Source organism: Paenibacillus sp. J22FR5 (genome assembly GCF_059691975.1).
Window position 1 is genome coordinate 66,447 of record NZ_JCAUAN010000017.1, and the last position, 13,497, is coordinate 79,943.

Here is a 13,497-nt window from a genome sequence, read left to right on the forward strand (position 1 = left end):
GCTAACCTTTATGGTAAGTACATCGATTAGTATGGCTACAATAAAGAAGACAACACGCATAAGATGTTGTCATTTTGGGTAAAATTATGGAGTAGAGATTTATATATTATCTACATATGAAATTATTGTAATGCTTTGCTGCCATCAGCATTTAAAATCAAATAGCTGCCACGTACCATTACATAAATGGACGTGTCATTCTTCGGCGATGGCTTAATTCCACGGCCCTCTGTTGGAAAAATCAAAAGATGATTTAGCGCGACTTCCGTTCCCGCTGCAAGATCCTTGCCTCCCGTTACATCCGGGATGCCGTTCTCATCGTTGCTCACCGCAATCACTCGGCCGGTTCGCGCGATAAACTCCGCGCCAACGCCTGCGTACAGGGTTTGTCCAATTTGCAATTGGACAACCTTCATGTTCGTTGCTTGCGTAGGGGTAGTGCTTTTGCCTCCGTTGCTCCCGCTAGACTGGCTTTCGCCAGCAGCTGCGATCGCGGAGGCCACGATCTCCTTCACCTTTGCTTCGCTTAAGGTGTTTTGTTCGAAGTAGCTTTGGGTGATCAAAGGATCGGTTGTGCCAGGTGATGGGGCTTCGGCTTGGGATGTAGTGAGGAAAGTGCTAAGTAAAAATGTTAGCAGGAGTGCTGTTAGGGATAGTTTGAGTTTCATGAATTCTCTCCTTCTTATATTTGTTCTTATTATATCTGTACATTGCTTGAAGTGAAATCAACTAACAATAACTTTCTTAGCAAAATAGGATACAGAAATAAGAAAAAAGCTTGGCATAAGCCAAGCTCTTTTCTCAATAAATCTTAAAGCCACTTATTAGTTAACTGTAACTGCGATTGTTGCAACAAGACCATTGTTAGAAACAAATGTTACTGTTGCTGTTCCGCCAGCTACTTTTGTAATTACTCCAGTTGTTGCATTCACAGTAGCAACAGCAGCATTGCTTGTGAACCATGTTCCAGAGATGTTACCAGCAAGTGCTTTACCGTATTGGTCAGTTTTCTTAGTTACCAATGTGTTAGCATCCAATGTTGGAGTTACCGCATCAACAGTTGCTGTAGCTGTGATTGCAAGGTTAGTCAATACTGGAGTACCAGTGGAGACAACATAGTTGTACTCACCGATTTTTGCGCCATTTTTGTAAGCTGAAACAGTTGCTGTTGCAGCATTAGCAGCACCACTTGTAGCGTATACTTCACCAGTTGCTGGGTTCACAGTAACTACTGCACTGTTAGTAGTAACTGTTAGGAAGCTTGCTAGATCAGCTGTGCTTAGAGCAATTTTCTTCTTAGCAGCATCTAGACCGTATTGAATTGCAAGTGTTTGACCATAACCTGCAGCATTAGCAGCTGCAAAGTTAGCGTAGCTATTTTGGTAAAGATTCAAGCTTGCTACATCAGCCAATTTATAACCAACCACAGTATTGTCAGCAACAACATTTGCTGAGAACTCTTTTGTTAGTACAATTGCACCTTCTGTGTACGTAGCTACTAAAGTTTTAGTACCAACAGTTCCACCAGAAGTAACAGCCGCACCTACGTTTCCAAGAACTGAAGAAGTAGCGTCTTTAACAGTTACTCCAGTAATTGAACCAGCAAGGTCATCAGTTTTAATTACTCTGTTGTATTGGTCAACGATTACAAAATCAGCATTAGCATAAGTGTAAGTTCCACTTGTTTTAGCAAAATCAACAATTGCAGTATCGCTTAATTTAGTGATTTTAGTTGCAACTGCAGCTGCTTTAGCGTCAATTGTAACTTCACCTTGTTTAACTCCACCTAAGAATGCACTTACTACTGTTGTACCAGCAGCTTGAGGAGTGATTGTCAATTTACCATTAGCATCAACAGCAATGTCAGTCGCAACATCTACAACTGCACTGTTAGTGCTGAACCAAACCAAGTCACTAAGAGCAGCTAATTTCTTAGTTGCATCATAAGTGTCAACACCTTGATATAGAACAGTCGTTGGCTCAGCAGCAACTACTAGACCAGTTGGTTGAGCAAGCGTAATGGATTTAAGTGCCGATGTAGCGAACACTTCAAATGTAATTGTGGATGATTTACCACTTGTTTTAGAGATAGCAGTAATAGTTACTTTACCTGCAGTAGCACCCGTTTGGAAAGTGACTTTAGAATCACCATTTACAGTGAAGTTAGCAGGATCAACGATTGCATTATTCGAACTTACGAACAACACATCAGTTGGAGCAACAATTGTAACTGCTTGACCGTATTGGTCTTTTAAAGCAACTGGAAGAATTAGTGCATCTGAAGTATCCCCGACAGTAATTCTTGCTGTGTCTGCTTTTGCTACAGGAGCTGTCAATTCAATGCTGTCAATTGCCGATGCTGCAACAACTTTATAAGTTTTGCTAACAGTAAGGCCTGTTGTGTTATGAGTCATAGAGATAATTACAGTATCATCTTTAGTTAGACCTAGAGCATTTTGAGTCAATGTGTATTGATTTGCTGTTACTGCAGCAACACCACTTAATGCTTGACCATCAGTAGCATTGTATGCATTTAATGTGAAATTGCTAGTTGCAATATCAAATTTTTGACCATATTGATCAATTGCAACATAGTTCAGTGCTTGTGTAGCAGTAGCAGTAACATTCTCAGTTGCGATAGAGAATGAAACTAGTTTTTGAGCTTCGATTTTAACTTCAGCAGTTTTCGCAGTTGTGTCAATGCCATTTACAGCAACTGTGTATGTGCCTGCAACAAAATTTCCATCAGATACTAGTTCTGCTGATTTTTTATCGTCAGCAAATTTCACTGTTACATCTTGTGGTACGAAACCTAAGTTTACTTCGAATTTAGTAGTAGCAGTATCAACTGCTTTGTTGAATTGAACCGTAATTTTGTTTGCAGCAGTTGCTTTTACTGAATCAATAGCAACTTTCTTAGCAGCTTGAACAGCTACATCAGCAGCGTATGAACCAACAACAAGATCAGCACGAGTTGCAAGTTTAGCGCCATCAGTACCTAGGTCGATACCTGCAGCTTTAACAACTGCTAGGTAACCATCGTACCAAGGAGTAGTTACTTTAACGTCAGCTGTTTTACCAAAGCCTTTAACAAGCAATGTAGCAAGTTGACCCAAAGTTACGTTGTCTTTTGGAGCGAATGTAGTATCAGTCATGCCATCAATGATGCCAGCTTTTTTAGCAGCTTCGATGAAAGGAATTGACCAAGCAATTGAAGCGTCAGTAGCATCAATATCTCCGAAAGAAGAAGTTGTTTCAGTACCAACAGTTAGACCGAAGATTTTTGCAACAAGTTTAGCAGCTTCTGCACGAGTCATGTTACCAACGACATCGAATTTATCACCTTTACCATCCATGTAACCTTTTGCAAGCAATGCATCGATTTGTGCAAGTAGTGCTGCTGGTTGACCAGCCAAATCAGTGAAATCTTTAGATGTTTTTACTGCTGTTGTTGCAGTTGTACCTGTAGTTGTTGGTGTAGTTGTTGCTGTGTCAGCCATTGCCACCGATGCAAACAATGAGAACGCTAGAGTAGCGGATGCTAGTACTTTTAAACTTTTTTTCATAACCTTTTTTTCTCCTCCTTGAATATCGTGAGTTTTATTTTTTAAGTTAGCTTGTTCTTTATTCCAGCTCGATTTACTCATCTTATTGTTCACCCCCTCTCCAGAGTTAGAGCATAATATAACTAAGGTTCGCTTGTGACATTTATAGCCACATTTGAAACTAGTAAACTTTAATTGAAAATATTTCAGCTAGACCAATTTACATTATACATTGCTCATGAAAAACCGTAAAGATTTATTTTTGAGCATTTGAGAACAGATATTTACAAATCGTATTTGGAATACTTTCAAAGTATTAAACGCACTATATTGATAAAAGTTGCGATTACTCGAAAATTTCTCAAATATTAATTAATGTATATCCGTTTGCTCTCTTTGCTACACTCTTAGTATACAGGCGAGAGCAGTATAATTCATTACTAAGTATTTTCCATTGCCACGTGTCCATAATAATTTGGAGATAATAAGCAACTAGGATCGAGATAGTTCCTTTCAGTCAATTCTCCTTACCTAGTTGTTAGAAATGCTTTTGCAACAGAGAAACAACGTTTCACTATAGCAAATGAGCTATGCATACAAAAAAGCTTGGCATAAGCCAAGCTTTTAGTGAATTATTTTTAATAATTAGCTTATTATTAGTTCACTGTAACTGCAATTGTAGCAGCTAGACCATTGTTAGATACAAATGTTACTGTTGCAGTTCCGCCAGCTACTTTTGTAATTACTCCAGTACTAGGATTCACAAGCACAACATCACTGTTGCTTGAGAACCATGTTCCAGGAACGTTACCAGTAAGTGCTTTGCCGTATTGATCAGTTTTCTTAGTTACCAATGTGTTAGCATCTAATGATGGAGTAACAGCGTCAATTGTAGCAGTACCGGTGATAACAAGATTAGTCAATACTGCTGTATCAGTGGAAACAACATAGTTGTACTCGCCGATTTTCACACCATTTTTGTATGCAGTTACTGTTGCAGTTGAAGCATTAGCAGCACCAGCTGTAGCATATACTTCACCGGTTACTGAATTTACAGTAACTACCGCACTGTTATTTGAAACTGTTAGGAAGCTTGCAAGATCAGCTGTGCTTAGAGCAATTTTCGTGTTAGTTGCATCTAAACCATATTGAATCGCAAGTGTTTGACCATAACCTGCAGCATTCGCAGCTGCTATGTCAACATAACTACCTTGGTAGAGGTTTAAGCTAGCCACATCAGCCAATTTGTAACCAACTACAGTAGCGTCAGCAACAACATTTGCAGAAAACTCTTTTGTTAGTGCGATTGCGCCATCTGTGTAAGTTACAACTAAAGTTTTGGTACCAACAGCTCCGCCAGAAGTAATTGCCGCTCCTGCACCTGGATTCAACACTGTAGAAGTAGCATCTTTGACAGTTACATCAGTAATTGAACCAGTCAAATTAGCTGTAGGAATTACTCTGTTATATTGATCCGCAACAACAAAATCTGCATTAGTATAAGTGTATGTTCCGTCTGTTTTTGCAAAATTAGTAATAGCAGTATCACTTAATTTAGTGATCTTCGTTGCGACTGCAGCTTCTCTTACGTCAAGAGAAATTTCACCTTGTTTAACTCCGCCTAAGAATGCAGTTACTATCGTTGAACCTGTAGCAGTCGATCTAGGTGTAATAGTCAGTTTACCATTAGCATCAACAGCGATGTCTGTAGCTACATTTACTGCAGCTGAATTCGTACTAAACCATACCAAGTCACTCGCTGCCGCCAATTTCTTAGCTGCACCATAAGTGTCTACACCTTGGTACGCTACAGTAGTTGCTTCATTAGCTACAACTAGACCAGTAGGTTGAGCAAGCGTAACTGATTTCAAAGCAGCTGCAGCAAACACTTCAAAAGTAATAGTTGAAGATTTACCAGTTGTTTTGGAAATAGCAGTAATTGTTACGTTACCTGCAGTTGCACCTGTTTGGAATGTTAATTTACCATCGCTGTTTACAGTGAACGTAGCCGGGTCAACGATTGCATTATTTGAACTCACAAACAATACATCAGTTGGATCAACAAGTGTAACGGCTTGACCATACTGATCTTTCAATGAGATTGGAAGAATCAATGCATCAGTAGTGTCACCAACAGTAATTCTAGTTGTATCAGCTTTTGGTGCTGGAGCTGACAATTCAATAGCATCAACTGCGGATGCAGCTACAACTTTATAAGTTTTGCTTACAGTAAGACCAGTTGTATTATGAGTCATAGAAACAACTACAGTATCATCTATAGTCAATCCAGCAGTATTTTGAGTTAATGTGTACTGATTTGCCGTAGTTGATGTAGCATAAGTTAATGCTTGGCCATCAGTTGCATTGTAAGCGTTAATTGTGAAATTACCTGTTGCAATATCAAATTTATTACCATATTGGTCAAGAGCAACATAGTTAAACGCTTGAGTTGCAGTTGCAGTAAGGTTTTCATTAGAGACTGAGAAGGAAACTAATTTTTGAGCTTCAATCACAACATCAGCTGTCTTTGCAGTAGCATCAATGCCACTTACTGCAACTGTATATGTGCTTGCTACGAAGTTACTCTCAGATGTAAGTACTGCTGATTTTTTATCGTCTGCAAATGTAACTGTAACATCTTGTGGCACAAATCCCATAGTTACTTCAAATTTTGTAGCAGCAGTATCAACAGCTTTGTTGAATTGTACAGTGATTTTATTTGCAGCAGTCGCCTTCACGGATTCAATAGTAATCTTCTGAGCAGCTTGAACTGCTACATCAGCAGCATAAGAACCACTTACTAGATCAGCACGAGTTGCAGCTACAGAACCATCAGTTCCAAGATCTACACCATTTGCTTTAGCAACATCCATGTAACCTTGATACCAAGGAGTTGTTACTTTAACATCAGCTGCTTTTCCAAGGCCTTTAACGAACATTGTAGCTAGTTGACCGATTGTTACGTTTTCAGTTGGAGCAAACGTTGTATCTGTAATTCCATCGATGATACCAGCTTTTTTAGCAGCTTCAATATATGGAATGGACCAGTTAATAGAAGCGTCAGTTCCGTCTACATCTTCGAATGTGGAAGTTGTTTCAGTTCCAACAGTCAAACCAAGTACTTTAGCAACTAGCTTAGCTGCTTCAGCGCGTGTCATGTTACCAGTGATGTCAAACGTTGTATCTGTTTTGCCATCCATGTAACCTTTAGCAAGCAAAGCGTCTACTTTAGCTGCCATTGCTGCATCTAAACCAGCAAGATCTGTGAAGTCTTTAGATGTTTTTACAGCCGCTGTAGTAGTCGCGGAAGTTGGTGTGGTAGTTGTTGTCGTAGTGTCAGCCATTGCTACCGATGCGAACATGGAGAATGCTAGAGTTGCCGTTGCTAGTACTTTAAAAGTCTTCTTCATAAAATGTGTTTCCTCCTAATATTATAAAGTTTTTGTGTTATAAAAACTTATGGCCAACTGCGCAACATTTGAATCACTGTCTTAGATTCATCTTATTTGATAGATTTTCGTGTAGCTTTTCGTCTATCACCTCAGCTACCAATTTAGTATACGATACTCTATACTACATTTCCTTGCAAAGTATTTACCAGACGAGTTTCTCTTGATTGTTGTTATGTTCATCTCATCTTTCATTACCTACAAATAGAATCTTACAGATGAATTGTAAAGGAAATACGATTGGAAGCTTAATATAAACTAAAAGTTAACTGAGCGTTTCCTGAATGATGCGTCTATGTTCCCAAATATTTTTGTTGTACGCTTAGATACAAAAGACCCATCTCCGAAGAGATGGGTCTTGATGGCTTATCTTAGTTAAGATTCGTAGGGAATACTTTCGAATACTTCTGTAACAATCTTACTGCTATTTGACCAGCCTCTGCGCGGGTTAAGTTAGCAGTTGCATCAAAGCGTACAGTTTGTTTCTTTTGGCCGGCTACTAATTCATTAGGCTTTCCGACCATGACTCCAGCTTTTGTTACTGCATCGACAGCTGGTAGCGCATAATAGGAAAATTGAGATGAGTCTGTGTATTGTTTGGACAAGCTTGTCGCTAGCTTAGCATCATTAATGGCAAGCTTGAGCTCTAGCGCTCTCGCAATCATCGTTGCCGCTTGTTCACGCGTTATCTTGAGATCAGCACCGAAGAGTCGATTATCCAACCCTGTAATGATACCAGTTCGTGCCGCGGTCTCAATATGGGCATAATCCCAAGTCAAAGAGCGTGCTCCAGGGCCAATTTCAAAGAATGTTTGGTTATTATCATAATTCAATGGAATATTTAATGATTTCACGAGCATCGATGCGAACTCTCCACGAGTTGTTAAATCATCTGTACCAAACGTATCGAATCGCAAGTTAGGCATTAAACCTTTAGCGAATAGAGCCTCAAGGACATTTCGTGCCCAAGGGTGATTCGTCAAATCTGGGAATCCAAACTTCAATTTCGTAACCATATAGTAACCGAAATCATCGAATGGTACCGTTATGGTATTGTTTTTGGCATCTACTTCCCCGCCAAGATTGACCCATTCTCCTTTATCATTAAAGAAGTAGACAGTAACAGTTGTCCCTACAGCTTCAACTACACTTTGGTCGTACTTCAATGTAAGTGATCCTCTATTGGTAGGAACGACTTTGCGGGTTGCTGGGAACAGTGTAAATGTTCCTTCTGTAGAATACGGAGTAAGGCCGTCTGTTGCAGGCTTATAGTTTGCCGCGCCAACAACTCCCTCTTCACCAACACCGCCAGAAATCCAGTATACAGGAGATACGCGGCTGAAATTTCTTCTGTTAATCTCAGAAATAAATCGTTGCACTAAAATATCAGGAATTCGAATGACAGACTGTCCTAGCGGCGCTCTGGCATCGGTTCGAGCATCAATATCACGATTAATAATATTTCCGTAATCGTTCTTTCTTTCAACTACACCATCTACAGGATCGGCAATACCAAATAGTAAATTCGTTTTGTCGTAGAACTGTGTGACTCCATTCGCAGGATTAGCAGACTTCAGAATTGTCCCTTTGGGGAAGCTAAGTTCTAGGTTCTTATCGAAGATGCTGTGCTTGGTCTTGATTTGTTCCATGAACTCTGTGTCTTTCTGAATAGACCCTGCGTAGAACACAGTAACAGATTGGGTGAGCGAACCGCCAGGGCGTGTAATCACAATTTTGAGCGTTGTTTCTTTATCAGGTTTTAAGCCAATAAAATCATAAATGAATCGATCGCTCATATCCGGTCTTTGCGTAGCTGCGACACCATTAATCGTTACGGCTGTCGCACCCTCAGCTTCGATGTCGAAGTGAACAAAGTTTTTATTCACAATGACACGATCACCAACAGTAGCCACTGGAGAGAGAATGCGGAATGGTTCCAATACGCGTTCTACTTCTAATCGTTGACTGACTTTAGCGCCTGTTACGTTTGTTAACTCCAATGTATATACATGACTACCTGGAGCGTCAAACTGCAAATCTTTCAAGCGTATTACAAGATTGTCTTTACTTCCACTAAAGTCATAGGCTGGTGTTACGCCTACAGCAGTTTTGGTAATAATTGAAGGGATAGCCGGAATACTAGCAGGGTCAAGACGGAGAATCTCATCGGTTCCTCTTTTAATGACTAAGCTATTAACCCCGCCAACCTTAAAGGAAAGATCATAATTCTTCCTACTCGTTACGTATTTATCTTTTACAAATTGCATATCCGGGCTAGTATAGAAAATCTGTGAGAGAAGCGTATCCAACATAGGCATAGACTGGAATCCAACACGCCCTCCGATTGGAATCGCAGATGCTTCGAATCTTTCAATAACTGGTACGTTCTTATCTACAACATAGATCCTTATTTCCTTTGAAATGTTGCTGACGCTTGTCCCATTGGTATAGTTTCCTGTGAAGGTTAACCGATTCTCGCCAACTGCCAGAGAAGGGAGAGGCAATGGCGATCTAGTATCACCAATCTGTAATTGTAAAGCAACAAAATTGTTCGAAGCATCAAGACTAGATGGCAGACTAAATGGCGTTACTAGCTGTCCATTTAAGAAGAGCTCATGACCTATCAGATTGTCAAAACCAACATAAGCACCGGTAATCGGCAAATCTACCCCTGCGGTAGGAAGAATGCGGGAATCAATTTCTATAGTTTGACCATCAACTAAGTTGTCAATGGAGATAAAGTTTTTCGAAACGTACGTCAATGATGCCTTGTAATCAGAAACTGCATTTGTATATTGGAAAGATATTGCTTGAGTTCCACTCGGGAACCCAGTGATTTTGTAAACTTTCTTATTCGGATCTACACTGTTTGATACAGCATCTGTATAATCACCAACATATTCAATGGACAATGGTGTTATTCCAATTGGAAGAAGCTTACCAGTGAGATCAGAAAAACCTGAATCTACAGCATTGGTAGACTCAATTGCTCTGTTCGCTTCAACCAAAACGTAAAAGTCCGGCTTCTGGATCTCACTTTGGTCTAGCGGGATCGTGCTGTAAGTTGAATCAATATCAACCTGATCGCCACTTGTAGGTATAGCTCTATTATCTGTAATCAAACTAATATTATTAATAACAACATCATTCGGATAGTATTTAAATGACTGGTTAGAGACACCTCTAAATGTATCATAAAGAACATCTACAGACACCGTTTGGGTTTGTGCATATCCACTAACAGCACCTGGTTGGAAGTCAAATGAGTTCGTCGTGAAGTCAATAATCTGATATGCCGGTGTAACACCGTCGCTCCCAGGAACAACAAGAGTTGGGTTAACCGCATTAATCCCAATATTCGTTCCATTAATTTGAACAGTTGCATTCGTCATAAAATCCAAAGCACTGTAAGGGACAATCATTTCAACATTAAGCTGCCCTGTTTCGACAGCAGGAGAGTTATCTCCAGTCAGAACTGGTACAGTATTAAGAATAGAACTAGTTGTATCAAGAGTATGTATGATATCAATCTTATTAAAAGGTTTCGTATTATTAAAGTAATAAATCGTTCTTGTTACTTTAAGTTCATTCGCTGGATTCGTAATAATAAGGTTCAAGGTATTAGCCCCAGGATTCAACTTGATAGCTGGAGCAAAGAAAGTCCCGTCATCAAGTATAGATGCCTGAAATCCATTGACGGATACATTAGTCGCATTGATGGCTTTACCCTCAAGAATAATTTGTTCCGTATCCACAACCATGCTGACACCTTGGTTTAGGTTCGCCGATGGATTGGAGCCAGAAGTTACTTTCAAGTAACTGAGATATGGTACTTCATCATATAGAACGTAGAACGTATCTGTTTTGTTAATACCGCCTTGTATACCGGTGAAAGTAATACGGTTATAGCCCGCATACAGCGGTAGCGCTGTTACCGAGAAACGGTTGGAAGAGCTTGCGGTCACACCTTTCGTCGTTGTGCGATTCGTATCTGTGGTCCAAGTGTCAGGGACCCCTTGAGCCCCTTTTGTGTATAAAAGTTGCTCTACTTTAACAGACATCGTATCTTTGGCGACGAATTGATAGGAACCATTAATTGTAATTTCTTTGCTTGTCGTTACAAATACATTTCCTCGATTTAATGTTCCAACTAAATTAGTATCAACTACCGTAGTTGACGTTCGGGACATATTCGTATCATCCGGAATAAAAAACGTCGCAGCCGCTTGAACTGGATTGGCAAATGGAATAAGTGTCAATAATAAGGCCGCAATCATTGTCCAAGCAAAAAAGCGCATCTTAAACATGCTTTTACCTCTCCTTTTCCTAAGCTGTCGTAGCTAAAAGTTAGTTTTATATACTTATATCGGCATATGCGCTCCTATTGTTTAGTAAAACCCCGCGGAAATTTCAGCAAAAAAAGATCCCCATCGATTAGATGGAGATCTCTCTGATCAAAACATAATTTATTTCCCTAAACGATCACTCTGCACTTGCTTGCCTACAAGTCTTTGCAGGAAGTTGATCACAGGTTTGCGGCTTTTGCTAATGATGCCGATAGCCTCTGCGCCAACGAGCATGACGAGGAACAGCGCAACAATGATCATGATCAGTCCCCACGTGGAGTCTTGGGAAATAAATACGGAGCAAACGACGGCACTACCACCGAAGATAGCAGCAATTCCATAGATGATCAGGACGCTTGTACGATGGCTGAAGCCCATTTGCAATAGGCAGTGATGCAAGTGGCTTTTGTCCGGTGCCGAGATCGGCAGTTTATTCACATAACGACGAAGCATGGCGAAGAAGGTATCAGATAATGGCACACCTAGAATCATAATCGGAATCAAAAGCGATACAACGGCAGCTTGCTTAAAGCCGAGAATCGAAAGCGTTGCAAGGGCGAAGCCCAGGAACAAGGCGCCGGAGTCGCCCATGAAGATTTTGGCTGGATGGAAGTTAAAGAACATGAATCCTGAGATACTTCCTAGCAAAATCACACAAAGCAGGATAACTGTAACGTTACCCATCATAAGGGCTAGAACGAGAATGGTTGTTGTAGCAATACCCGACACACCTGCAGACAAGCCATCAAGCCCGTCGATCAAGTTAATCGCATTGGATACGCCGACAATCCACAATATAGTTATCGGGATACTTAACCAGCCGATCGGCAGGTTGGTTTCCCCGAAAGGAATGTTTACTAGGTCGATTTTGAGACCAAAGGATACTACGATACAGGCAGCAACAAGCTGGCCTAACAGCTTCCATTTGGGAGATAGTTGAAAGCGATCATCTAGAGCACCTGTGACAACAATCACAAAGCCTCCGAGCAGAAGTCCAAAAGCAGCATCTGAGTTCACGGCATCAAGTGCTGGAGAGACGACGAAATAAGCTCCGACGAACGCAAGGAAAATCGCTAATCCTCCTAGACGCGGCATAATTCGCGTATGTACCTTCCGATGGTTTGGGGCATCAACAGCTCCTACCCAGAAGGCAAATTTTTTGACCAGGGGTGTTAGCAACAGCGCCATCACGCACGCAGCAATAAACCCAATCGCATATAATCCATACATGTCTTCTTCACAACTCCTCTTGTCATGGGTGGCAGCTCATCCGCCGAAATGAATTATACTCCCATTCCGCCACAAATACTACTGCTAAATTCATCTGAAATGACCGTTTTCAGCCAATTTTCATAGATTTTTTCATGATTTGGTGACTTTATCTTTGTCTCGTATCACTTTCACTGCGAATTTCGGGAGTAGAAGCATTCTTTTATAGCGCCACGGCTCCTGCAGAAGGCGGTAGAACCATTCCAGACGTAGTTTTTGAAAAAATACAGGTGCTCTTTTTAGTTTACCCGAAAGCACATCGAAACTTCCGCCGACGCCCATCATCACGGGAACTCCTAGTTGTTCTTTGTATTTCCCGATCCAAGGCTCTTGATTGGCTGCCGCTCTTCCTACTAATAGAAGGTCTGGATCGGCTTCTTTGATAGCTCGGATCACTTCTGCATCCTCTGCATCGCCGAAATAGCCATTGCGTACTCCGACAAGATTGACCTTCGGGTATGTCGAGCGGATCTTATCTGCCGCAGCATGAATGACTTCATCGGAAGCGCCAAGTAAATAGACCTTCCAATCCTTCTTTTCCCCGACTTTCATCAGTTCATGGATCAAATCATAGCCCGGCACTCGCTCAGCGACAGGTTGGCCGACGCGAGCGGCTGCCCATACGACGCCTGTTCCATCAGGAACAATCAGCTCCGCGCGCTGCATCATGCTTAGGTAAGAAGGATCGTCCTGTGCCGCCATCACCATAATCGGATTGGCCGTAATCACCTGATGCGGCTGTTTCAATTCGATGACTTTCGTTAAGTAGTCGACGGTTTGTTTCATACTCATCTTGGAGATCGGTACGCCATAGATGCGCACTTTCGGTATGGCTTGCAAGGAGGCCAGCACGGCTGGCTCATTCGTTACGGATGTCGAGCTCATGAT

At 41.1% G+C, this 13,497-nt stretch carries 6 protein-coding genes; all 6 read right to left on the minus strand.

Annotated elements, in window-relative coordinates:
* Positions 1 to 122: 122 nt before the first annotated feature.
* Positions 123 to 668 carry a hypothetical protein gene (locus tag AC58P7_RS20515; RefSeq protein ID WP_497346123.1) on the minus strand — a complete coding sequence of 182 codons (546 nt, stop codon included), beginning with the start codon at positions 666 to 668 and terminating at the stop codon, positions 123 to 125.
* Positions 669 to 824: 156 nt separating this feature from the next.
* Positions 825 to 3,647 (minus strand): S-layer homology domain-containing protein, encoded by a 2,823-nt coding sequence (locus tag AC58P7_RS20520; protein WP_497346125.1) that lies wholly within the window; start codon positions 3,645 to 3,647, stop codon positions 825 to 827.
* Between the two features lie 554 nt (positions 3,648 to 4,201).
* Positions 4,202 to 6,955, minus strand: coding sequence for an S-layer homology domain-containing protein (locus AC58P7_RS20525; RefSeq protein ID WP_497346127.1), 2,754 nt, complete (start codon positions 6,953 to 6,955; stop codon positions 4,202 to 4,204).
* A 410-nt stretch (positions 6,956 to 7,365) separates the two neighbouring features.
* Positions 7,366 to 11,301 carry an S-layer homology domain-containing protein gene (locus AC58P7_RS20530; RefSeq protein ID WP_497346129.1) on the minus strand — a complete coding sequence of 1,312 codons (3,936 nt, stop codon included), beginning with the start codon at positions 11,299 to 11,301 and terminating at the stop codon, positions 7,366 to 7,368.
* Between the two features lie 159 nt (positions 11,302 to 11,460).
* Positions 11,461 to 12,570 (minus strand): glycosyltransferase family 4 protein, encoded by a 1,110-nt coding sequence (locus AC58P7_RS20535; RefSeq protein WP_497346131.1) that lies wholly within the window; start codon positions 12,568 to 12,570, stop codon positions 11,461 to 11,463.
* A 132-nt stretch (positions 12,571 to 12,702) separates the two neighbouring features.
* Entirely contained in the window at positions 12,703 to 13,494 is a 792-nt protein-coding gene (locus AC58P7_RS20540) for a WecB/TagA/CpsF family glycosyltransferase (RefSeq protein WP_497346133.1), read from the minus strand.
* Positions 13,495 to 13,497: the final 3 nt, after the last annotated feature.

What these genes read in the sequence shown, in the direction of transcription:
- AC58P7_RS20535 (WP_497346131.1), bottom strand. Translation starts at nt 12,570, where the DNA reads ATGTATGGATTATATGCGATTGGGTTTATTGCTGCGTGCGTGATGGCG.
- AC58P7_RS20520 (WP_497346125.1), bottom strand. Translation starts at nt 3,647, where the DNA reads ATGAGTAAATCGAGCTGGAATAAAGAACAAGCTAACTTAAAAAATAAA.
- AC58P7_RS20540 (WP_497346133.1), bottom strand. Translation starts at nt 13,494, where the DNA reads ATGAGCTCGACATCCGTAACGAATGAGCCAGCCGTGCTGGCCTCCTTG.
- AC58P7_RS20525 (WP_497346127.1), bottom strand. Translation starts at nt 6,955, where the DNA reads ATGAAGAAGACTTTTAAAGTACTAGCAACGGCAACTCTAGCATTCTCC.
- AC58P7_RS20515 (WP_497346123.1), bottom strand. Translation starts at nt 668, where the DNA reads ATGAAACTCAAACTATCCCTAACAGCACTCCTGCTAACATTTTTACTT.
- AC58P7_RS20530 (WP_497346129.1), bottom strand. Translation starts at nt 11,301, where the DNA reads ATGTTTAAGATGCGCTTTTTTGCTTGGACAATGATTGCGGCCTTATTA.